At 54.3% G+C, this 22,298-nt stretch carries 16 protein-coding genes, 1 tRNA gene and 3 rRNA genes; 12 read left to right on the top strand and 8 right to left on the bottom strand.

Features of this window, described 5'->3' with window-relative positions; genetic code table 11:
• Nucleotides 1–343 precede the first annotated feature (343 nt).
• Nucleotides 344–793 carry an FMN-binding protein MioC gene (gene mioC, locus HV340_RS23045; protein WP_020882767.1) on the bottom strand — a complete coding sequence of 150 codons (450 nt, stop codon included), beginning with the start codon at nt 791–793 and terminating at the stop codon, nt 344–346.
• A gap of 90 nt (nt 794–883) precedes the next feature.
• The gene (gene asnC, locus HV340_RS23040; protein WP_014172275.1) at nt 884–1,342 is read right to left on the bottom strand and encodes a transcriptional regulator AsnC; all 459 of its coding nucleotides are present in this window, start codon (nt 1,340–1,342) and stop codon (nt 884–886) included.
• Nucleotides 1,343–1,493: 151 nt separating this feature from the next.
• Between asnC and asnA the strand changes: the two genes are divergently transcribed.
• Nucleotides 1,494–2,486 (top strand): aspartate--ammonia ligase, encoded by a 993-nt coding sequence (gene asnA, locus HV340_RS23035; protein ID WP_020882768.1) that lies wholly within the window; start codon nt 1,494–1,496, stop codon nt 2,484–2,486.
• Here asnA and viaA read toward each other — a convergent pair whose 3' ends face one another.
• Nucleotides 2,487–3,938 (bottom strand): ATPase RavA stimulator ViaA, encoded by a 1,452-nt coding sequence (viaA, locus tag HV340_RS23030; RefSeq protein WP_014172273.1) that lies wholly within the window; start codon nt 3,936–3,938, stop codon nt 2,487–2,489.
• Nucleotides 3,932–5,428 carry an ATPase RavA gene (gene ravA / locus HV340_RS23025; protein ID WP_063925793.1) on the bottom strand — a complete coding sequence of 499 codons (1,497 nt, stop codon included), beginning with the start codon at nt 5,426–5,428 and terminating at the stop codon, nt 3,932–3,934. The genes viaA and ravA overlap by 7 nt, the downstream gene beginning before the upstream one ends.
• Nucleotides 5,429–5,650: 222 nt before the next feature.
• Here ravA and kup point away from each other — a divergent pair, with 222 nt between their 5' ends.
• The 7 genes from kup (at nt 5,651) to rbsR (ending at nt 13,589) form a co-directional block, all read left to right on the top strand.
• Nucleotides 5,651–7,519 carry a low affinity potassium transporter Kup gene (gene kup, locus HV340_RS23020; RefSeq protein WP_014172271.1) on the top strand — a complete coding sequence of 623 codons (1,869 nt, stop codon included), beginning with the start codon at nt 5,651–5,653 and terminating at the stop codon, nt 7,517–7,519.
• A 216-nt stretch (nt 7,520–7,735) separates the two neighbouring features.
• Nucleotides 7,736–8,155, top strand: coding sequence for a D-ribose pyranase (gene rbsD / locus HV340_RS23015; protein WP_020882770.1), 420 nt, complete (start codon nt 7,736–7,738; stop codon nt 8,153–8,155).
• Nucleotides 8,156–8,162: 7 nt separating this feature from the next.
• On the top strand, nt 8,163–9,668 hold the full coding sequence (gene rbsA / locus HV340_RS23010; RefSeq protein WP_020882771.1) for a ribose ABC transporter ATP-binding protein RbsA: 1,506 nt from the start codon (nt 8,163–8,165) through the stop codon (nt 9,666–9,668).
• A 4-nt stretch (nt 9,669–9,672) separates the two neighbouring features.
• Nucleotides 9,673–10,638 carry a ribose ABC transporter permease gene (gene rbsC, locus HV340_RS23005; RefSeq protein ID WP_020882772.1) on the top strand — a complete coding sequence of 322 codons (966 nt, stop codon included), beginning with the start codon at nt 9,673–9,675 and terminating at the stop codon, nt 10,636–10,638.
• Nucleotides 10,639–10,665: 27 nt separating this feature from the next.
• Complete coding sequence (rbsB, locus tag HV340_RS23000) at nt 10,666–11,556, top strand: ribose ABC transporter substrate-binding protein RbsB (protein WP_014172267.1); 891 nt, start codon at nt 10,666–10,668, stop codon at nt 11,554–11,556.
• A gap of 107 nt (nt 11,557–11,663) precedes the next feature.
• Nucleotides 11,664–12,593 carry a ribokinase gene (rbsK, locus tag HV340_RS22995; RefSeq protein ID WP_181216564.1) on the top strand — a complete coding sequence of 310 codons (930 nt, stop codon included), beginning with the start codon at nt 11,664–11,666 and terminating at the stop codon, nt 12,591–12,593.
• A 3-nt stretch (nt 12,594–12,596) separates the two neighbouring features.
• Complete coding sequence (gene rbsR, locus HV340_RS22990; RefSeq protein ID WP_072255737.1) at nt 12,597–13,589, top strand: ribose operon transcriptional repressor RbsR; 993 nt, start codon at nt 12,597–12,599, stop codon at nt 13,587–13,589.
• Here the strand turns inward: rbsR and mdtD are convergent.
• Complete coding sequence (gene mdtD, locus HV340_RS22985; protein ID WP_014172264.1) at nt 13,555–14,988, bottom strand: multidrug transporter subunit MdtD; 1,434 nt, start codon at nt 14,986–14,988, stop codon at nt 13,555–13,557. The genes rbsR and mdtD overlap by 35 nt on opposite strands.
• Nucleotides 14,985–15,692: a FadR/GntR family transcriptional regulator gene (locus HV340_RS22980; RefSeq protein WP_020882776.1), complete on the bottom strand. Its 708-nt coding sequence runs from the start codon at nt 15,690–15,692 to the stop codon at nt 14,985–14,987. Before HV340_RS22980 ends, mdtD begins: the two co-directional genes overlap by 4 nt.
• Nucleotides 15,693–16,146: 454 nt before the next feature.
• Here HV340_RS22980 and HV340_RS22975 point away from each other — a divergent pair.
• From HV340_RS22975 to rrf, 4 genes are all read left to right on the top strand, one after another.
• Nucleotides 16,147–17,686, top strand: a 16S ribosomal RNA gene (locus HV340_RS22975).
• 85 nt (nt 17,687–17,771) lie between these two features.
• Nucleotides 17,772–17,847: transfer RNA gene (locus HV340_RS22970), tRNA-Glu, on the top strand.
• 192 nt (nt 17,848–18,039) lie between these two features.
• Nucleotides 18,040–20,946: ribosomal RNA gene (locus HV340_RS22965) — 23S ribosomal RNA — on the top strand.
• Nucleotides 20,947–21,009: 63 nt separating this feature from the next.
• Nucleotides 21,010–21,125: ribosomal RNA gene (rrf, locus tag HV340_RS22960) — 5S ribosomal RNA — on the top strand.
• Together the 16S, 23S and 5S rRNA genes with 1 tRNA gene alongside form the textbook arrangement of a ribosomal RNA operon.
• 74 nt (nt 21,126–21,199) lie before the next feature.
• Here the strand turns inward: rrf and mobB are convergent.
• Entirely contained in the window at nt 21,200–21,703 is a 504-nt protein-coding gene (gene mobB / locus HV340_RS22955; RefSeq protein WP_063925929.1) for a molybdopterin-guanine dinucleotide biosynthesis protein MobB, read from the bottom strand.
• Nucleotides 21,700–22,284 (bottom strand): molybdenum cofactor guanylyltransferase MobA, encoded by a 585-nt coding sequence (gene mobA, locus HV340_RS22950; RefSeq protein ID WP_047356003.1) that lies wholly within the window; start codon nt 22,282–22,284, stop codon nt 21,700–21,702. The genes mobB and mobA overlap by 4 nt, the downstream gene beginning before the upstream one ends.
• Between the last annotated feature and the right edge of the window lie 14 nt (nt 22,285–22,298).

Genomic DNA, 22,298 nt, shown 5'->3' with positions numbered 1-22,298 from the left:
ATGGATTGAAGCCCGGGCCGTGGATTCTACTCAACTTTAGTCTTTCGAGAAAGCATTGGGATCCTGGGCTATTAAAAAGAAGATCTTTTTATTTAGAGATCTGTTCTATTGTGATCTCTTATTAGGATCGAGTACCTCTGTGGATAAGCCCGATCTCACGATGAAGATCATGCAGTTAGAAAGGATCGTTTGCTGTGAATGATCGGTGATCCTGGCCAGTATAAGCTGGGATCAGATCGCGACTTTATACACAGAGCCAAAACGGCCTCAGAGTTATAACTTGGATAACTACCGCTTAATACGAGCTTTTAACCAGAGTTATCCACATCTGTTCGCGCGATCTTTAATCGTTTTTGAGTAAATTTTTCCATTCACCCAGCCAGATCTCCGCTGGATCTTCCGGAATGTCATGATCGAGGATGTTGATCTTCAGTGTTTCACCCAGCTGTTTTGCCCCACAGGCAGTCACAGCGGCTTCGACTTTCTCTATTGCACCGCAAAAGGTGTCATATTCACGACTGCCGATACCCACCGCGCCAAAACGGACGTTTGACAGGTCAGGCTGCTGTTCCAGCAGTTCGTCATATAAAGGTTGCAGATTATCCGGCAGATCGCCTGCGCCGTGCGTCGAGGTGATCAGTAGCCAGACTCCATCAGTCGGGAGATCGTCAAGCAACGGGCCGTGCAGTGTTTCGGTGGAAAAGCCCGCGTCTTCCAGCTTCTCAGCCAGATGTTCCGCAACGTATTCCGCGCCGCCCAGGGTGCTGCCACTGATAAGGGTAATGTCCGCCATTGATCGCTCGCTCAAATAAAGAGGGGCTCATTGTACGCTGTGAACGAGCTGGGATCTACCTGTGGAAAATGTGGGAATGAATTTGCCCGATCAGGGGCGGATGGTACGCATGATCGGGTTCTGCAGGGAGATCAATGTTTCAGTGGACTGAATTTCATCAATTGTTTGGATCTTGTTGATAAGTACCTGCTGGAGGGCATCAATGGAGCGGCACATCACCTTTATAAAGATACTGTAGTGCCCGGTGGTGTAGTAGGCCTCCGTGACTTCTTCAAGCGCGTTGAGCTTCGCCAGGGCTGACGGATAATCTTTGGCGCTTTTGAGAATAATGCCAATAAAGCAGCAGACGTCATAACCCAGCTGCTTAGGGCTGACGTCGATACGTGCGCCGGTAATGATCCCCGCCTGTTTCATCTTTTCCACGCGGACGTGGATTGTGCCCGGACTGACGCCAAACTGTTTCGCCAGTTCCGCATAGGCAGTACGTGCATTGGCCATTAAGGCCTCCAGGATGCCGCGGTCCAGATTATCGATCTGATAATTTTCCATAGCTTTTTCTTATGAACATTAATGAATCTCTCTATTCTAGCGTCTTATTTTGATGAATCAAAAGTTAAGGTGGCTTTTTGTTGATGGGTTATTGAATAACAGGCCATTTCTGTTGCTTAATCTCTATCAACAGGACGCAGGAGTATAAATAATGAAAACCGCTTACATCGCAAAACAACGCCAGATCAGCTTCGTTAAATCCCATTTTTCACGTCAGCTGGAAGATAAGCTTGGTCTGATCGAAGTCCAGGCGCCCATTCTCAGCCGCGTGGGTGACGGGACGCAGGACAACCTTTCTGGATGCGAAAAAGCGGTACAGGTGAAAGTGAAAACACTGCCAGACGCCCAGTTCGAAGTGGTGCATTCCCTTGCGAAGTGGAAACGTCAAACCCTGGGACAACACGACTTCAGCGCGGGCGAAGGGCTTTACACGCACATGAAAGCCCTTCGCCCCGATGAAGACCGTCTTACGCCAATGCACTCTGTCTACGTCGATCAATGGGACTGGGAGCGCGTCATGGGCGATGGCGAGCGTCACGTCGGTACGCTGAAATCCACCGTTGAGGCGATCTACGCCGGGATCAAAGCGACCGAAGCGGCAGTGAGCAAAGAGTTTGGTCTGGCACCGTTCCTGCCGGAATCGATCCACTTTGTCCACAGCCAGGAACTGCTGAGCCGTTATCCCGATCTGGATGCCAAAGGCCGTGAGCGTGCGATCGCCAAAGAATTGGGTGCTGTGTTCCTGATCGGGATTGGCGGCAAATTGTCTGACGGTAAACGCCATGATGTGCGTGCGCCGGATTATGATGACTGGAGCACGACGGGTGAGGGCGAACGCGCCGGTCTGAACGGCGATATTCTGGTCTGGAACCCGGTGCTGGAAGATGCGTTCGAGCTCTCTTCAATGGGGATCCGCGTGGATGCTGACGCCCTGAAACGTCAGCTGGCACTGACCGGGGATGAAGATCGTCTTACGCTGGAGTGGCACCAGGCGCTGCTGCGCGGAGAGATGCCGCAGACCATTGGCGGCGGTATTGGCCAGTCCCGTCTGACCATGCTGCTGTTGCAGCTGCCTCATATTGGTCAGGTGCAGTGCGGTGTCTGGCCACAACAGGTACGCGATCGCGTTGAATCTCTTCTGTAATTAGCGCTGCCAGCGTCTTAGCAGGCGGCTACGTAACCCGGTATCAAAACGCCAGATATGATCGAAGATGCGCATGATGCCGGGCTTTCCATGGGCAGACATCGCCACAGCATGGAAACGGTGTTGGTGCACTCGCTGTAGCTCCTTCACTTTATTCACCACGTCATCCGGTAGCCGCTGGGCAATAAAATCGGAGATGACCACGGCGTCAGCGTCATACCAGTCTCCGCCCTGCATCCGCTCAACGATGCTTCGAAAACAGCTGGCCAGATCGGTACCGCCACGAAAGCGCTGGCTTAAAAAGCGGATCGCCTGCTCAATACCCTGCTGATGGGTCAGTTCATACCCCACAACTTCGCTGGAAAAGAGCATGATGAAGCAGCGACGTCGATCGGCGAGCGCCACGCGCATCAGAGCCAGGCAGAACGCTTTCGCGCACTGTTCGTTAAACCCTCCCATCGAGCCGGACGTATCCACGCACACAATAAAAGGCCCGCGCGGCTGTTCGTCAAAATCCTGATGGATGACCGGGCGCTGGCTGAGCTTTTCACGCCAGGCTTCGCCATGCAACCGGTAGGTCAGAAGCTGTTTTTCCACCAGCCGGCGATAAAACTCGTACTCAAGCTCGGTCATCCCCAGCGTACTCAACTCCGTGGGCAGCAGGCGCAAAATATCGTCGCTTTGCTGGAGCCCATCCACCTGCTCAGGCACGGTGGCTGGTTCACGGACCAGGGTGCGGAAGGTCTCCATTGGGGCATCTTTCTTTGGGACCGATTTGGCCTCCCGTGAGCGACCCAGCTGTTCGGCAAGCTTCATCAGCTCTGGCTGCTGTGCCAGAAAATCGCCGTACTTGACGATGAGCTGGTAATCTCCGCGCCGCAGCTGACCGGCGCTCATATCCCAAAGACGCCCGGCGGCGTTTTCATTTTCCACCAGCACCTGCTCCAGCTGACCGCTTAAGGTCATGCGTTCCTGCACTTCGCTAAGCAGCTGTTCACGCTCCTCATCCAGCAACTGCTGGTTCAACGTTGTGGCCTGCACCACCAGGCTGAGGCGCCAGCGTTGTAAAAAGAGGGTGTGTAGCGCGGGGGTAAACGTGGCGTTATCCGTGACCAGCGCTCGCGCCTGGCTGGCAAACGGAGAGTGTACCGTGTCGAGTAACGTCAGGGTTTGCGGGAGCTGGGCGATAAACTGTGACGTAGAGAGCCGCTGGCACTGCTGATAACAGGCCACCTCGTCAGTTAATTCAGGGGGGACTTCGGTCTCTTTGAACCGCTGACGCAGGTTTTCGCGCCAGCGCGGGAGATCGTCGGTCATCGCCTTTTTGAGCCGCGGGAATTTTTCAAAAAAAGCCGCCAGCTGCGGGGAGGCCAGAAGGGTGATGACCACCTCTTCGATCAACCCCTCTTCGCTGACGGCCAGCATGACGTTAAGCGTATCCAGCGTTAGCATTGACGAGCCTGTTTGATCTGCGCGCTGACATCCTGCAGGCTGGCTTCGATGCGACCTAACCAGTAGCTATGAATAAAGAGGCATTTTTGCTGCTCGCTGAAGCGCGTATGTTGCTGGTGCCATTCCGTATCCAGCGCTTCAAGCTGGCGTTTAATCTCTTCCGGCACGCTGTCAGAGGCGGTTCCCGGAAGCGCAAGACGCGATCCCTGCAGGCTGACGTCGCGGATCACCAGATGCTGGCTGCTGTCCACTTCCAGCGTCAGCGGCTGGGCAAAACCGATGCCGTTGAGTTTGCCGCGGATCTCCCCGCCCTTATCAAGCCACTGAGCCAGTGGCTCTCGCTCCACGGTGATATGGACCACCTGCATGTCATGCAGCTTAAGGGGCTGCTGAAGCAGGAGCGTCAGCGTTGTACTGGTCAGTTCGGACGGCAGCTCATAATGCGCTTTGCGGGCGAACATACCGCCAAGGCGGTTTACTTTCAGCGCTGTTTTGTCGCTTTGTTGTTGCTGCAGCTGAATACGCCGTTGGGCAATCGCCCCGAGCTGGTTGAGCATCGACTGCTGGCCCCAGGCGTGTCCGGTCATCAATACGTCAAGCTGCTGCTGCATCAGGTTCATGCCTTCCGCGTCGTGCCAGAGACAATCTTTTAAAAGGATCAGATCGATTGGCGCAACGGCATCGCGGCCGCTGAACAGGGCGCTGGCCTGCAGCAGGCGGATCGCTTTTTTCCAGCGACGGTCGGAGACATACGGCGCAGAAGGCAGTAAATCGAGCTGCTGGCGCAGCAGATAGATCAGCTCAAACACCGAATCCGGCAGTGTGATTTTGCCGATATCCTCCTGCCACTGGTAATACTCCTCATCCGTGACCTGCAGCGAAGCGGGGACCGGGTTTTCATTCTCATCCTGCTGGCTGACCAGCATCGAGCGGAAGTTGGATTTATCCTGCACTTTGTCGAGCCACAGGCGGATCAGCATGCGGTCATACAGCGCTTCAAGGCTGCTGTCGGCTTCCGGTAGTTCGTTAGAGGCCGCCACCAGAAGGCGCATCGGGATTTTCTCTTCGCTGGCACCGTTGCGGAATCGGCGTTCGTTTATCGCCGTGAGCAGGGTGTTCAGAATAGCCGGCCCCGCTTTCCAGATCTCATCAAGAAAAACAATTTCCGCTTCCGGAAGATACCCCTCAGTCAGGCGCTGATAGCGCCCCTCATCTTTCAGCGCCTGAATGGAAAGCGGGCCGAAAACTTCTTCTGGGGTGGAAAAGCGGGTCATCAGGTATTCGAAAGCGCGGGCGTTCTGAAAGGCAAATTTCAGCCGGCGGGCAATCAGGCTTTTGGCGATGCCCGGAGGTCCAAGCAGAAAGACACTTTCGCCGCTCAACGCTGCCAGTAAACAGAGGCGAATGGCGTGGCTACGCTCGAAAAGGCCTTTTTCCAGCGCGCCGCTGAGGCGGGAAATTCTTTCTGCTATTAAATGTGAGTGAGCCATAATAGTTTTGCATCCTTTCGCCGTCGTGGCGGCCAATTGAAGCGAGTATAGACGTTTCAGTCAGGGCTGGTAATAGACTGAAGTGCGGCGCTATTTTCTTTGCGCTACATTAATGCGGTTGCATTTAGGGGTACGATTTTGCATTGAATCGTGCATACTGTGCGCTTTTTGTGGGCCAAGGGACTAAGCACACATTTGTTATTTAAACGAAAAGACTAGTCTATGAGCACTGATAATAAGCAATCATTACCCGCAATAACGCTTGCGGCGATCGGGGTTGTCTACGGTGATATCGGCACCAGCCCGCTTTATACGCTTCGTGAATGTCTGTCCGGTCAGTTTGGTTTTGGTGTTGAGCGCGATGCCGTCTTTGGCTTCCTGTCCCTCATCTTCTGGCTGCTGATCCTGGTGGTTTCAGTGAAATACCTCTCCTTCGTTATGCGTGCAGATAACGCCGGTGAAGGGGGGATCCTGACTCTGATGTCCCTTGCCGGGCGGAATACCTCCGCCAGAATGACGTCGGTGCTGGTCATTATCGGCCTGATTGGCGGCAGCTTCTTCTATGGGGAAGTCGTCATTACGCCCGCGATTTCGGTTCTCTCGGCGATAGAGGGGCTGGAGATTATCGCGCCACAGCTTGATTCGTGGGTTGTTCCGCTGGCGATCCTTGTCCTGACGCTGCTGTTCATCATCCAGAAGCACGGCACCGGGCTGGTGGGCAAGCTGTTCGCTCCGATTATGCTGGCCTGGTTCCTGGTCCTGGCGGCACTCGGTTTACGCAGCATTATTGCTAACCCGGATGTGCTGCATGCGCTGAACCCTTACTGGGCCGTGCATTTCTTCCTCGAATACAAAGTGGTTTCCTTCGTCGCGCTCGGTGCCGTCGTGCTCTCCATCACCGGTGTTGAGGCGCTGTATGCCGATATGGGGCACTTCGGGAAACTGCCTATCCGCGTGGCGTGGTTTTTAGTGGTCCTGCCGTCGCTGGTGCTGAACTATTTCGGTCAGGGTGCGCTGCTGCTGCAAAACCCGGAGGCGATTAAGAACCCATTCTTCCTGCTGGCTCCGGACTGGGCGCTGGTGCCCATGCTGATTCTGGCGACGCTGGCGACCGTTATTGCCTCGCAGGCGGTAATTTCAGGCGTGTTCTCTCTGACGCGTCAGGCTGTGCGTCTGGGGTATCTCTCGCCTATGCGCATTATCCATACCTCCGAGATGGAGTCGGGCCAGATTTACATTCCGTTCATCAACTGGCTGCTCTATTTCGCCGTGGTGATTGTCATCGTCAGCTTCGAGCACTCCAGCAACCTGGCGGCGGCGTACGGTATTGCGGTAACCGGTACGATGGTACTGACCTCGCTGCTCTCCACCACGGTAGCGTACCGAAACTGGCACTGGAACAAATTCCTCGTGATGATGATTCTGGTCGGCTTCCTGTGCATTGACGTGCCGCTGTTCTCCGCCAACCTCGACAAGATTGTCTCCGGTGGCTGGCTGCCGCTGACGCTCGGTCTGGTGATGTTCATTGTCATGACCACGTGGAAAAGCGAACGTTTCCGCCTTCTGCGCCGTATGCATGAGCACGGTAACTCCCTGGAGGCTATGATTGCCTCGCTGGAGAAATCGCCGCCGGTACGCGTGCCGGGCACCGCGGTGTATATGTCGCGTGCGCTGAACGTTATCCCGTTTGCGCTGATGCATAACCTCAAGCACAACAAAGTGCTGCACGAGCGCGTGATCCTGCTGACCCTGCGCACCGAAGATGCCCCGTACGTCCACAATGTCCGCCGCGTGCAAATCGAGCAACTGTCGCCGACCTTCTGGCGCGTCGTGGCAAGCTACGGCTGGCGTGAGACACCAAACGTCGAAGAGGTGTTCCATCGCTGCGGTCTGGAAGGTCTGAGCTGTCGCATGATGGAGACCTCGTTCTTTATGTCCCACGAGTCGCTGATTATCGGCAAGCGCCCCTGGTATTTGCGTCTGCGCGGCAAGTTGTACCTTATCCTGCAGCGTAACGCCCTTCGCGCGCCTGACCAGTTTGAGATCCCGCCTAACCGTGTGATTGAGCTGGGAACGCAGGTCGAAATCTAGGTCCTCGAGTGGCCTGAAGCCCTCTCCTGGATGGAGAGGGTGCAACCCTAAAAAAGCGGTAACCAAAGGGTTACCGTTTTTGCATTTATCGCCTTCTCATTTCACGTAGCGAAACGTTTCGACGCCGATCACAAATCTGTTATGTCATGGTGGTTTTCTGAACACCGTTAAGACTAAACTGATTTCAGCGAAACGTTTCGCTAGTGGAGCAAGAAAATGAAGAAAGGCACCGTTCTTAACGCAGAAATCTCATCGGTTATTTCCCGTCTTGGGCATACCGATACGCTGGTGGTTTGCGATGCAGGCTTACCGGTTCCGCGCAGCACCACCCGTATTGATATGGCGTTAACGCAGGGCGTGCCCTCGTTTATGCAGGTACTGGACGTGGTGACGGCGGAGATGCAGGTTGAGGCGGCCATTCTCGCGACGGAAATTAAACACCATAATCCGCAACTCCACGAAACGTTGCTCAGCCACATTGAGCAACTGCAACAACACCAGGGAAACACCATAGAAATTCGTTACACAACGCACGAGCAATTCAAACAACAAACCGCAGACAGTCAGGCGGTGATTCGCAGCGGGGAGTGTTCCCCGTATGCGAATATCATTCTCTGTGCTGGCGTCACCTTCTGAGGCCATCATGGACGCATTACTGCAACTGAAAGGGATCGATAAAGCGTTCCCGGGCGTAAAAGCCCTCTCTGGCGCGGCACTGAACGTTTATCCCGGACGCGTAATGGCGCTGGTAGGCGAAAACGGGGCCGGCAAATCCACCATGATGAAAGTGCTGACCGGTATCTATCAACGCGATGCCGGCTCGCTGCTGTGGCTGGGTAAAGAGACCACGTTCAACGGCCCGAAATCCTCCCAGGATGCGGGGATCGGTATTATCCACCAGGAGCTGAACCTGATCCCGCAGCTCAGCATTGCGGAAAACATCTTCCTCGGACGTGAGTTCGTTAACCGGTTTGGCAAAATCGACTGGAAAACGATGTATGCCGAAGCGGATAAACTGCTGGCGAAGCTAAACCTGCGCTTCAAGAGCGACCGTCTGGTGGGCGACCTTTCCATTGGCGATCAGCAAATGGTTGAAATCGCGAAGGTGCTGAGCTTTGAGTCGAAGGTCATCATTATGGATGAACCGACGGACGCGCTGACCGATACCGAAACCGAATCTTTATTCCGCGTTATCCGCGAGCTGAAATCGCAGGGACGCGGGATTGTCTATATCTCTCACCGTATGAAAGAGATTTTCGAGATCTGCGACGACGTAACGGTCTTCCGCGACGGGCAATTCATTGCCGAGCGCGAAGTCGCCACGCTGACCGAAGATACCCTTATCGAAATGATGGTGGGACGTAAGCTCGAAGACCAGTATCCGCATCTGGACAAAGCACCGGGTGAGATCCGCCTGAAGGTGGACAACCTCTGTGGCCCGGGCGTGAACGATGTCACCTTTACCCTGCGCCAGGGGGAGATCCTTGGCGTGGCGGGGTTAATGGGGGCAGGCCGTACCGAGCTGATGAAAGTGCTCTATGGCGCACTGCCGCGTACCAGCGGTTATGTCACGCTCGACGGTCATGAGGTGGTGACTCGCTCTCCACAGGATGGCCTGGCAAACGGCATCGTCTATATCTCTGAAGACCGCAAGCGTGACGGCTTAGTGCTGGGGATGTCGGTAAAAGAGAACATGTCGCTTACTGCCCTGCGCTATTTCAGCCGCAGCGGTGGCAGCCTGAAGCACAAAGATGAACAGCAGGCGGTCAGCGATTTTATCCGTCTCTTCAACGTTAAAACGCCGTCGATGGAGCAGGCGATTGGTCTGTTGTCCGGTGGTAATCAGCAAAAAGTGGCCATTGCACGCGGTCTGATGACGCGCCCGAAAGTGCTGATCCTTGATGAGCCAACCCGCGGCGTGGACGTGGGGGCCAAGAAAGAGATCTATCAGCTGATTAACCAGTTCAAGGCCGACGGCCTGAGCATCATTCTGGTCTCTTCCGAGATGCCAGAAGTATTAGGCATGAGCGATCGCATTATCGTCATGCATGAAGGGCATCTCGGTGGTGAATTCACTCGCGAGCAGGCCACCCAGGAAGTTCTGATGGCTGCCGCTGTGGGCAAGCTTAATCGCGTGAATCAGGAGTAAGAAGATGACTACCCAGGCTGTTTCTGGTCGCCGTTATTTCACAAAGGCATGGCTGCTGGAACAAAAATCGCTGATTGCCCTGCTGGTGTTGATCGCGATTGTTTCGACCATGAGCCCAAACTTTTTTACCGTTAATAACCTGTTCAATATTCTTCAGCAGACGTCGGTTAACGCCATTATGGCGGTAGGGATGACGCTGGTGATTTTGACATCGGGTATCGATCTGTCCGTCGGTTCCCTGCTGGCGCTCACCGGTGCGGTTGCGGCTTCAATTGTAGGGATTGAAGTCAACGCGCTGGTGGCCGTTGCAGCTGCGCTGGCACTTGGGGCGGCAATTGGTGCCGTGACCGGTGTGATTGTGGCGAAAGGTCGCGTTCAGGCGTTCATTGCGACGCTGGTCATGATGCTCCTGCTGCGCGGTGTCACCATGGTTTACACCAACGGCAGTCCGGTAAATACCGGCTTTACGGATAACGCCGATCTGTTTGGCTGGTTCGGTATTGGTCGTCCGCTGGGTATCCCGACGCCGGTCTGGATCATGGCTATCGTTTTCCTCGCGGCGTGGTACATGCTGCATCACACCCGTCTGGGTCGTTATATCTATGCGCTGGGCGGTAACGAAGCGGCAACGCGTCTGTCCGGGATCAGCGTCAATAAAGTCAAAATCATCGTCTATTCGCTGTGTGGTCTGCTGGCCTCTCTGGCAGGCATCATCGAAGTGGCGCGCCTCTCTTCTGCGCAGCCAACGGCGGGGACGGGGTATGAGCTGGATGCCATTGCGGCAGTCGTTCTGGGCGGTACGAGTCTTGCGGGCGGTAAAGGTCGCATTGTTGGGACATTGATCGGCGCACTGATCCTTGGTTTCCTGAATAATGGTTTGAATTTATTGGGTGTTTCCTCCTATTACCAGATGATCGTTAAAGCAGTGGTGATTTTGCTGGCGGTTCTGGTAGACAACAAAAAACAGTAACTGACGACACTACAGGACATCTTAGATATGAACATGAAAAAACTGGCTACCCTGGTTTCTGCTGTCGCGCTGAGCGCAACCGTAAGTGCTAACGCAATGGCGAAAGACACCATCGCGCTGGTTATCTCCACGCTGAACAACCCGTTCTTCGTCTCTCTGAAGGACGGAGCACAGAAAGAAGCTGACAAACTGGGCTACAACCTGGTGGTGCTGGACTCTCAGAACAACCCGGCGAAAGAGCTGGCAAACGTTCAGGACTTAACCGTACGTGGCACCAAAATCCTGCTGATCAACCCAACGGATTCTGACGCCGTGGGTAACGCCGTGAAGATGGCAAACCAGGCGAAGATCCCGGTCATCACCCTTGACCGTCAGGCGACGAAAGGCGACGTAGTCAGCCACATCGCTTCTGATAACGTACTGGGTGGCAAAATCGCGGGTGACTACATCGCGAAGAAAGCGGGTGAAGGCGCGAAAGTTATCGAACTGCAGGGTATTGCCGGTACGTCAGCGGCGCGTGAGCGTGGTGAAGGCTTCCAGCAGGCTGTTGCAGCGCACAAATTTAACGTACTGGCCAGCCAGCCTGCTGACTTCGACCGCACGAAAGGTCTGAACGTGATGCAGAACCTGCTGACCGCGCACCCTGACGTGCAGGCTGTGTTTGCACAGAACGATGAAATGGCGCTGGGCGCGCTGCGTGCTCTGCAGACCGCAGGTAAATCTGATGTGATGGTTGTCGGATTTGACGGCACGCCGGATGGTGAAAAAGCAGTAAAAGATGGCAAACTGGCGGCGACCATCGCTCAGCTGCCTGAGCAGATCGGCGCAACGGGCGTGCAGACTGCTGATAAAGTGCTGAAGGGCGAAAAAGTTCAGGCCAAATATCCTGTTGACCTGAAACTGGTCATCAAGCAGTAAAAGGCGAATCAGGCAGTCGCTGGCTGCCTGAGGGACACCCTATAAAGAAAAGTGTGGCATACGCCACCGGGTCACACCGGTGGCGCTCTCAGATGGACACCTCAACCATGAAAACCGCAGGCAATCTTGTCGTCCTTGGCAGTATCAATGCCGATCACATTCTTAACCTTGAATCGTTCCCGACACCGGGCGAAACCGTCACCGGTAATCAGTATCAGGTGGCATTCGGCGGTAAGGGCGCCAACCAGGCCGTCGCCGCAGGACGCAGTGGGGCGAAGATCGCCTTTATTGCCTGCACGGGTGATGACGATACCGGTGAGCGCGTACGCAAACAGCTGGCCAGCGATAACATTGATATTGCGCCTGTCAGCGTTGTCGAAGGGGAATCAACCGGCGTGGCGCTGATTTTCGTCAACGCGGAAGGTGAGAATGTCATCGGTATTCATGCGGGGGCTAACGCCGCGCTGACCACTGAGCGGGTGAACGCGCAGCGCGAGATCATCGCGAATGCCGAAGCGCTTCTGATGCAGCTGGAATCACCTGTTGAAAGCGTCCTGACGGCCGCAGAGATAGCGCATCAAAATCATACCACTGTCGTACTCAATCCTGCGCCTGCGCGGGTATTATCAGACGAGCTGCTGGCGCTGGTGGATATCATTACCCCGAACGAAACTGAAGCGGAGAAACTGACAGGCGTTCGCGTTGAAAATGATGACGACGCCGCGCGGGCGGCGAAAGTGCTGCACGATAAAGGCATCGGCACCGTTATCATTACCCTTGGCAGCCGAGGAGTGTGGGCCAGCGTAAACGGGGAAGGCCGTCGCGTGCCGGGCTTTAAGGTTAAGGCTATTGATACCATCGCGGCGGGAGATACCTTTAACGGTGCATTGATGACTGCGCTGCTGGAAGGCAAGAGAATGGATGATGCTATCCGCTTTGCCCATGCCGCCGCGGCGATTGCCGTAACGCGCAAAGGTGCCCAGCCTTCCGTTCCGTGGCGTAAAGAGATTGATGAATTCTTAAGTCAGCAGGGGTAACGCTTGGCCACAATGAAAGATGTCGCCCGCCAGGCGGGCGTTTCTACGTCGACAGTCTCCCACGTCATTAATAACGATCGCTTCGTTAGCGAGGCGATTCGGGAGAAAGTCGAAGCCGCGGTTAAAGATCTCAATTATGCGCCGTCCGCGCTGGCGCGCAGCCTCAAGCTCAACCAGACGCGCACCATCGGCATGCTGATCACCGCCAGTACCAACCCCTTTTATTCTGAACTTGTTCGCGGTGTCGAACGCAGCTGCTTCGAGCGTGGTTACAGCCTGGTGCTGTGCAATACCGAAGGGGATGAGCAGCGAATGAACCGCAACCTGGAGACGCTGATGCAAAAACGCGTCGACGGGTTACTGCTGCTGTGTACCGAAACACATCAGCCCTCGAAAGAGATTATTCAGCGCTACCCTTCTATTCCCACGGTGATGATGGACTGGGCGCCGTTCGACGGTACCAGCGATCTCATTCAGGATAACTCGCTGCTGGGGGGTGACATGGCCACCCAGTATCTGATCGATAAAGGCTATACCCGCATCGCCTGCATTACCGGCCCCCTGGATAAAACCCCGGCGCGTTTGCGTCTTGAGGGGTATCTTTCTGCGATGGCGCGGGCGGGGCTTACTGTTCCGGATGGCTACCGTATTACCGGTGATTTCGAATTTAACGGCGGCTTTGAAGCTATGCAGAAATTGCTGTCGCAAGCGCAGCGTCCGCAGGCTGTGTTTATCGGCAACGATGCGATGGCGTTTGGCGCGTATCAGGCGTTATATCAGGCGGGACTGCGTGTTCCACACGATATGGCGGTGATTGGTTACGATGACATTGAACTGGCCCGCTACATGACGCCGCCGCTCACCACGATTCATCAGCCAAAAGATGAACTGGGCGAGCTGGCCATCGATGTGCTTATCCACCGAATGGCCGAGCCCGGCCTGCAGCAGCAACGTCTGCAGCTTACTCCTGTTCTGATGGAACGGGGTTCGGTTTAGCCTTTGCTTTGTGGCGCTCTTTGATCAGGTTGCGGCCATCTTTGGGTTTTAACAGCATAAAGACCAGCGCCGACACGACGGTGAGTGCGCCCATGGTAATAAAGGTATAGTGGAACTGTTCGACGGTGTTCGCGCTGTCAAAACCTTCATAAAACCGCAGCACCGCCGCACTGACGGCCACCCCCAGACTGATCGATAACTGCTGAGTCACTGCCAGCACGCTGTTGCCGCTACTGGCGTTATCGTCGGTCAGGTCGGCGAGGGTGATGGTGTTCATCGACGTGAACTGTGTCGACATGGCCATTCCCAGCACAAACAGGGGCAGGATCAGCATCCAGACCGGTAAAGAGGCGGATTGCAGGGAGAACTGCGCGATCATCAGCCCGATAAAGACCGTTACACCTACCAGCGTCTTACGATAGCCAAACCAGCGCAACACCTGCGTGACGGTTGATTTGGCCAGAATAGAGCCCATCGCCGTGGGTGCCATCATGCAACCGGCAATCAGAGCCGGGTAGCCGAAACCCACCTGCAGCATCAGTGGCATCAGGAACGGCACGCAGCCCGTCCCCAGGCGTGAGGCAATGTTGCCCGCAATCCCCACGGAAAACGTTCGGGTGTTAAACAGCGACAGAGAAATTAACGGCGTCGGGTGACGGCGTGCATGACGTATATAAAGAAGGAACAGCAAAATACCGCCGAGGATGACGGAGAGTGCAATCCATGTCGCCACGATCTTCTCACCAAACAGCTCCATCCCACTGGAGAAGAGCACCAGGCTCAGGCCAAACAGGAAAAAACCACGCATATCGAAACGGCGTCTTGGGGTGGTGAAGTTCGGCATATATTTGCGGGCATAAAGCAGCCCCGCGACGCCAATGGGAATATTAATCAGGAAGATCCAGTGCCAGCTTGCCCAGGTGACGAATACCCCGCCGAGAACCGGACCCAGTATGGGGCCGACCAGGCCGGGCATTGTGACAAAGTTGAGCACAGGAAGCAGTTCACTGCGCGGATAGGCGCGCAGTAACGCCAGACGCGCCACGGGCATCATCATCGCCCCGCCAACGCCCTGAAGAACACGGAAGATGACCAGCTCTGTAAGAGACGTTGACAGCGCACAGGCCAAAGAGCCGAGCGTAAAGAGCGTCACAGCCAGCATGAATATTTTGCGGGTGCCGAAGCGGTCAGCCAGCCAGCCGCTCACCGGAATGAGCATCGCGACAGTCAGGGTATAACTGATGATGGCGGACTGCATCGCCAGCGGGGATCGGTTAAGGCTTTGTGCAATCGCGGGTAGCGCTGTGTTGAGGATGGTGGCATCCAGTGCCTGCATAAAGAACGCCATGGCTGCAATCCACGGCAATCCGGCCATGCTGCGCGCTTTTTTCTCTCTCATTTATGTACCTGCTGGTGGGTTGGCGCGGCCAGCAATGCCTGGCATGCATCCTGGGCTCGCTGCCCGTCGCTCTCCTGAATGGCATCAACAATCGCCTGGTGCAAATCCAGCTTTACCACTTCGTCTTGCGTAATAGAGGTAAAGTAGGTGTGGTATACCGAATGGAATAAAGAGGCAAAGGATGTCAGGAACGGATTGGCGCTCATCATATAGATGTGTTCATGCCAGGCCATATCGACCTCAATCCAGCGTTCGCGGTTGAAGTGTTTTTTCAGGAACACCATCTCTTCCATCAGGGCATTGAGCTGCGCTTTCTGTTCTGCCGTCCCGAGCGTGGCGGCAAGGAGGCAGGCCTGAGGTTCAAGACTGCTGCGCATCACCAGGAAGTGATCGACAACCTGATGAAAGTTATCTTCCGTCATCCACCATGAGAGCAGTTCCTGATCGAGGAAGTTCCAGTTGCTCTGTGGCATCACACGCGTACCAATGCGAGGACGCGGAAGCACCATGCCTTTTGCCGTTAAGGTTTTCACCGCTTCGCGAACGGCGGTACGGCTCACCCCAAACTGCTCACCCAACTCCATTTCACCCGGCAGGATGCTCCCCGGGGCATATTTACCCGCTAAAATCAGCTGAGCCAGTTTTTCTGCCAGCACATACGACAGGTTTTTTTGGGCAGCCAGTTGTTGTGCGCTTAATGGCATCGCGTTTATTCCTTAAAGATTCATGCTGATAATTATGCCACCTCGGGTGTTATTGTGGTTGCAGATACATCAAATAGAACAATTTGTAGCTTGATTTCACCCCTGTTGGTGAAAAAAAACACGGACAGAAACTTTTTTTGAATTTCCTCTTGTCACTTCAGAATAACTCCCTATAATGCGCCTCCACTGACACGGAACAACGGCACACACGCCGCCGGGTCAGCAGAGATAAGCGAAAATAAATGCTTGACTCTGAAGCGGGAAAGCGTAATATGCACACCCCGCGCCGCAGCGAAAACGAAGCGGCACTGCTCTTTAACAATTTATCAGACAATCTGTGTGGGCACTCAAAGTGACATGGATTCTTAATGTCTTCGGACACTAAATGAATACCAAAGTCTCTGAGTGAACATACGTAATTCATTACGAAGTTTAATTCACGAGCATCAAACTTAAATTGAAGAGTTTGATCATGGCTCAGATTGAACGCTGGCGGCAGGCCTAACACATGCAAGTCGAACGGTAGCACAGAGAGCTTGCTCTCGGGTGACGAGTGGCGGACGGGTGAGTAATGTCTGGGAAACTGCCTGATGGAGGGGGATAACTACTGGAAACGGTAGCTAATACCGCATAACGTCGCAAGACCAAAGAGGGGGACCTTCGGGCCTCTTGCCATCAGATGTGCCCAGATGGGATTAGCTAGTAGGTGGGGTAACGGCTCACCTAGGCGACGATCCCTAGCTGGTCTGAGAGGATGACCAGCCACACTGGAACTGAGACACGGTCCAGACTCCTACGGGAGGCAGCAGTGGGGAATATTGCACAATGGGCGCAAGCCTGATGCAGCCATGCCGCGTGTATGAAGAAGGCCTTCGGGTTGTAAAGTACTTTCAGCGGGGAGGAAGGTGTTGCGGTTAATAACCGCAGCAATTGACGTTACCCGCAGAAGAAGCACCGGCTAACTCCGTGCCAGCAGCCGCGGTAATACGGAGGGTGCAAGCGTTAATCGGAATTACTGGGCGTAAAGCGCACGCAGGCGGTCTGTCAAGTCGGATGTGAAATCCCCGGGCTCAACCTGGGAACTGCATTCGAAACTGGCAGGCTAGAGTCTTGTAGAGGGGGGTAGAATTCCAGGTGTAGCGGTGAAATGCGTAGAGATCTGGAGGAATACCGGTGGCGAAGGCGGCCCCCTGGACAAAGACTGACGCTCAGGTGCGAAAGCGTGGGGAGCAAACAGGATTAGATACCCTGGTAGTCCACGCCGTAAACGATGTCGACTTGGAGGTTGTGCCCTTGAGGCGTGGCTTCCGGAGCTAACGCGTTAAGTCGACCGCCTGGGGAGTACGGCCGCAAGGTTAAAACTCAAATGAATTGACGGGGGCCCGCACAAGCGGTGGAGCATGTGGTTTAATTCGATGCAACGCGAAGAACCTTACCTACTCTTGACATCCAGAGAACTTTCCAGAGATGGATTGGTGCCTTCGGGAACTCTGAGACAGGTGCTGCATGGCTGTCGTCAGCTCGTGTTGTGAAATGTTGGGTTAAGTCCCGCAACGAGCGCAACCCTTATCCTTTGTTGCCAGCGGTCCGGCCGGGAACTCAAAGGAGACTGCCAGTGATAAACTGGAGGAAGGTGGGGATGACGTCAAGTCATCATGGCCCTTACGAGTAGGGCTACACACGTGCTACAATGGCGCATACAAAGAGAAGCGAACTCGCGAGAGCAAGCGGACCTCATAAAGTGCGTCGTAGTCCGGATTGGAGTCTGCAACTCGACTCCATGAAGTCGGAATCGCTAGTAATCGTAGATCAGAATGCTACGGTGAATACGTTCCCGGGCCTTGTACACACCGCCCGTCACACCATGGGAGTGGGTTGCAAAAGAAGTAGGTAGCTTAACCTTCGGGAGGGCGCTTACCACTTTGTGATTCATGACTGGGGTGAAGTCGTAACAAGGTAACCGTAGGGGAACCTGCGGTTGGATCACCTCCTTACCTTAAAGAACCTGCCTTTGTAGTGCTCACACAGATTGTCTGATGAAAAGTAAATAGCAAGGCGTCTTGCGATTGAGACTTCAGTGTCCCCTTCGTCTAGAGGCCCAGGACACCGCCCTTTCACGGCGGTAACAGGGGTTCGAATCCCCTAGGGGACGCCACTTGCTGGTTCGTGAGTGAAAGTCACCTGCCGACATATCTCAAAACTCATCTTCGGGTGACGTTTGAGATATTTGCTCTTTAAAAATCTGGATCAAGCTGAAAATTGAAACGACACACAGTTAATGTGTGTTCGAGTCTCTCAAATTTTCGCAAGCCGGTGATGAATCGAAAGAAACATCTTCGGGTTGTGAGGTTAAGCGACTAAGCGTACACGGTGGATGCCCTGGCAGTCAGAGGCGATGAAGGACGTGCTAATCTGCGAAAAGCGCCGGCGAGGTGATATGAACCTTTGACCCGGCGATGTCCGAATGGGGAAACCCAGTGTGTTCCGACACACTATCGTTAACTGAATACATAGGTTAACGAGGCGAACCGGGGGAACTGAAACATCTAAGTACCCCGAGGAAAAGAAATCAACCGAGATTCCCCCAGTAGCGGCGAGCGAACGGGGAGCAGCCCAGAGTCTGAATCAGCTTGTGTGTTAGTGGAAGCGTCTGGAAAGTCGCACGGTACAGGGTGACAGTCCCGTACACGAAAGCACACAGGTTGTGAACTCGAAGAGTAGGGCGGGACACGTGGTATCCTGTCTGAATATGGGGGGACCATCCTCCAAGGCTAAATACTCCTGACTGACCGATAGTGAACCAGTACCGTGAGGGAAAGGCGAAAAGAACCCCGGCGAGGGGAGTGAAAAAGAACCTGAAACCGTGTACGTACAAGCAGTGGGAGCCTCTTTTATGGGGTGACTGCGTACCTTTTGTATAATGGGTCAGCGACTTATATTCTGTAGCAAGGTTAACCGTATAGGGGAGCCGAAGGGAAACCGAGTCTTAACTGGGCGTTAAGTTGCAGGGTATAGACCCGAAACCCGGTGATCTAGCCATGGGCAGGTTGAAGGTTGGGTAACACTAACTGGAGGACCGAACCGACTAATGTTGAAAAATTAGCGGATGACTTGTGGCTGGGGGTGAAAGGCCAATCAAACCGGGAGATAGCTGGTTCTCCCCGAAAGCTATTTAGGTAGCGCCTCGTGAACTCATCTTCGGGGGTAGAGCACTGTTTCGGCTAGGGGGCCATCCCGGCTTACCAACCCGATGCAAACTACGAATACCGAAGAATGTTATCACGGGAGACACACGGCGGGTGCTAACGTCCGTCGTGAAGAGGGAAACAACCCAGACCGCCAGCTAAGGTCCCAAAGTCATGGTTAAGTGGGAAACGATGTGGGAAGGCACAGACAGCCAGGATGTTGGCTTAGAAGCAGCCATCATTTAAAGAAAGCGTAATAGCTCACTGGTCGAGTCGGCCTGCGCGGAAGATGTAACGGGGCTAAACCATGCACCGAAGCTGCGGCAGCGACGCTTATGCGTTGTTGGGTAGGGGAGCGTTCTGTAAGCCGTTGAAGGTGTCCTGTGAGGGGTGCTGGAGGTATCAGAAGTGCGAATGCTGACATAAGTAACGATAAAGCGGGTGAAAAGCCCGCTCGCCGGAAGACCAAGGGTTCCTGTCCAACGTTAATCGGGGCAGGGTGAGTCGACCCCTAAGGCGAGGCCGAAAGGCGTAGTCGATGGGAAACAGGTTAATATTCCTGTACTTGGTGTTACTGCGAAGGGGGGACGGAGAAGGCTATGTTAGCCGGGCGACGGTTGTCCCGGTTTAAGCATGTAGGCGGAACGATTAGGTAAATCCGGTCGTTTATTAACGCTGAGGTGTGATGACGAGGCACTACGGTGCTGAAGTAACAAATGCCCTGCTTCCAGGAAAAGCCTCTAAGCATCAGGTAACACGAAATCGTACCCCAAACCGACACAGGTGGTCAGGTAGAGAATACCAAGGCGCTTGAGAGAACTCGGGTGAAGGAACTAGGCAAAATGGTGCCGTAACTTCGGGAGAAGGCACGCTGATATGTAGGTGAAGCCCCTGCGGGTGGAGCTGAAATCAGTCGAAGATACCAGCTGGCTGCAACTGTTTATTAAAAACACAGCACTGTGCAAACACGAAAGTGGACGTATACGGTGTGACGCCTGCCCGGTGCCGGAAGGTTAATTGATGGGGTTAGCGGTAACGCGAAGCTCTTGATCGAAGCCCCGGTAAACGGCGGCCGTAACTATAACGGTCCTAAGGTAGCGAAATTCCTTGTCGGGTAAGTTCCGACCTGCACGAATGGCGTAATGATGGCCAGGCTGTCTCCACCCGAGACTCAGTGAAATTGAACTCGCTGTGAAGATGCAGTGTACCCGCGGCAAGACGGAAAGACCCCGTGAACCTTTACTATAGCTTGACACTGAACACTGGTCCTTGATGTGTAGGATAGGTGGGAGGCTTTGAAGCGTGGACGCCAGTCTGCGTGGAGCCAACCTTGAAATACCACCCTTTAATGGCTGGTGTTCTAACGTAGACCCGTAATCCGGGTTGCGGACAGTGTCTGGTGGGTAGTTTGACTGGGGCGGTCTCCTCCCAAAGAGTAACGGAGGAGCACGAAGGTTAGCTAATCCTGGTCGGACATCAGGAGGTTAGTGCAATGGCATAAGCTAGCTTGACTGCGAGAGTGACGGCTCGAGCAGGTGCGAAAGCAGGTCATAGTGATCCGGTGGTTCTGAATGGAAGGGCCATCGCTCAACGGATAAAAGGTACTCCGGGGATAACAGGCTGATACCGCCCAAGAGTTCATATCGACGGCGGTGTTTGGCACCTCGATGTCGGCTCATCACATCCTGGGGCTGAAGTAGGTCCCAAGGGTATGGCTGTTCGCCATTTAAAGTGGTACGCGAGCTGGGTTTAGAACGTCGTGAGACAGTTCGGTCCCTATCTGCCGTGGGCGCTGGAGAATTGAGGGGGGCTGCTCCTAGTACGAGAGGACCGGAGTGGACGCATCACTGGTGTTCGGGTTGTCATGCCAATGGCACTGCCCGGTAGCTAAATGCGGAAGAGATAAGTGCTGAAAGCATCTAAGCACGAAACTTGCCCCGAGATGAGTTCTCCCTGAGACTTTAAGTCTCCTGAAGGAACGTTGAAGACTACGACGTTGATAGGTCGGGTGTGTAAGCGCAGCGATGCGTTGAGCTAACCGATACTAATGAACCGTGAGGCTTAACCTTACAACGCCGAAGGTGTTTTGGCGGTGAGAGACGATTTTCAGCTGATACAGATAACAGAATTTGCCTGGCGGCTTTAGCGCGGTGGTCCCACCTGACCCCATGCCGAACTCAGAAGTGAAACGCCGTAGCGCCGATGGTAGTGTGGGGTCTCCCCATGCGAGAGTAGGGAACTGCCAGGCATCAATTAAAAGAACCCCGTACCGTATGGTGCGGGGTTTTTTGCTTTGGGTTTTTCCCGCTGCCGGAGAGAGCATCAGACAGCACACCAATTCAAAATAAACGCGGCGATCTCCTCAACGTTATTCAAATCCAGTACCGGTATCTCCAGATCCAGGGCTACGTCACTGGCGACTGCAATCACATGCTCATCGAGCGTCAGCTCGTGAACATCATGCCCGGCATGGCTTCTGAACAGCAGGATCTTCGCCACCGCGTCATGCTTAAACCCCTCAACCAGCACCAGATCCAGAGTAGAGTGATCCATCCGACTAACCAGATACATGAGATCCAGCGGCGCTTCATTCGGTGTTTCAGTCATCAATGCCCAGCGCTGATCACTCGCCACCATCGTTTGGGCTGCACCTGCCTTACGCAGCTCATAGCTGTCTTTTCCCGGCTTATCGACATCCATATTGTGATGCGTATGCTTAATTAATCCGGGGCGAACACCTTTAGCGCAAAGCGCAGGGATCAGTTTTTTCAGCAGCGTCGTTTTCCCGGTACCACTCCAGGCTGAAATGGCCAAAACAGGTATCATTTTTTCTCCTGCATCATCTGCAAATCTTCTGTGGTATTGACGTTCATAAACGCCGATTTCAGATCGCTAAAATCGACGGGATGGCCGCCTGACTGGCGCATAAAAGCCATCACCCTGCGCTCTCCTGCCGTCAGGTACTCCTGTAACGCCGGAACTAACGAACGGTGGATCAACGCAACAGCAGGGTGGTCGCGCTCACCGTCATGGGCCCAGACAACGGGTGCGCTACCACGAAGCCGTACCATGCGTTCGACAAGACAAGACGGAATAAACGGGGTATCACACGGACAGAAGATAAACCACTCTCCGTGCGACTGCTGCATAACCGAAAGCATACCGGCCAGCGGCCCGGGGTAATTCTCATGGGTATCCTCGTAAACGGGATACCCGCTACGCTGATAAACATCTCTATGCCTGTTAGCGCTGATGGCCATTGTCATGACCTGGCCCGCAAGCGTATCAGCGACATGCTGCCAGAGTGGCTTACCGTTAAGGAGCTGAAGACCTTTATCTTTCCCCCCCATTCGGGTTGCCTTGCCACCCGCCAGAACAACGCCGATTATTTGCTGGCCATGATTCATGAATATCGCCTCTT

The sequence above is a fragment of the Enterobacter sp. RHBSTW-00975 genome (assembly GCF_013615235.1).
GTDB classification, from domain to species: domain Bacteria; phylum Pseudomonadota; class Gammaproteobacteria; order Enterobacterales; family Enterobacteriaceae; genus Enterobacter; species Enterobacter ludwigii.
This window is presented reverse-complemented; position numbering and strand designations above follow the sequence as displayed.

Coding starts and splice junctions, on each gene's coding strand:
- mioC (WP_020882767.1), bottom strand. CDS start 793: ATGGCGGACATTACCCTTATCAGTGGCAGCACCCTGGGCGGCGCGGAA.
- mobA (WP_047356003.1), bottom strand. CDS start 22,284: ATGAATCATGGCCAGCAAATAATCGGCGTTGTTCTGGCGGGTGGCAAG.
- mobB (WP_063925929.1), bottom strand. CDS start 21,703: ATGATACCTGTTTTGGCCATTTCAGCCTGGAGTGGTACCGGGAAAACG.
- mdtD (WP_014172264.1), bottom strand. CDS start 14,988: ATGAGAGAGAAAAAAGCGCGCAGCATGGCCGGATTGCCGTGGATTGCA.
- rbsB (WP_014172267.1), top strand. CDS start 10,666: ATGAACATGAAAAAACTGGCTACCCTGGTTTCTGCTGTCGCGCTGAGC.
- ravA (WP_063925793.1), bottom strand. CDS start 5,428: ATGGCTCACTCACATTTAATAGCAGAAAGAATTTCCCGCCTCAGCGGC.
- HV340_RS22980 (WP_020882776.1), bottom strand. CDS start 15,692: ATGCCATTAAGCGCACAACAACTGGCTGCCCAAAAAAACCTGTCGTAT.
- kup (WP_014172271.1), top strand. CDS start 5,651: ATGAGCACTGATAATAAGCAATCATTACCCGCAATAACGCTTGCGGCG.
- rbsC (WP_020882772.1), top strand. CDS start 9,673: ATGACTACCCAGGCTGTTTCTGGTCGCCGTTATTTCACAAAGGCATGG.
- asnA (WP_020882768.1), top strand. CDS start 1,494: ATGAAAACCGCTTACATCGCAAAACAACGCCAGATCAGCTTCGTTAAA.
- asnC (WP_014172275.1), bottom strand. CDS start 1,342: ATGGAAAATTATCAGATCGATAATCTGGACCGCGGCATCCTGGAGGCC.
- viaA (WP_014172273.1), bottom strand. CDS start 3,938: ATGCTAACGCTGGATACGCTTAACGTCATGCTGGCCGTCAGCGAAGAG.
- rbsK (WP_181216564.1), top strand. CDS start 11,664: ATGAAAACCGCAGGCAATCTTGTCGTCCTTGGCAGTATCAATGCCGAT.
- rbsD (WP_020882770.1), top strand. CDS start 7,736: ATGAAGAAAGGCACCGTTCTTAACGCAGAAATCTCATCGGTTATTTCC.
- rbsA (WP_020882771.1), top strand. CDS start 8,163: ATGGACGCATTACTGCAACTGAAAGGGATCGATAAAGCGTTCCCGGGC.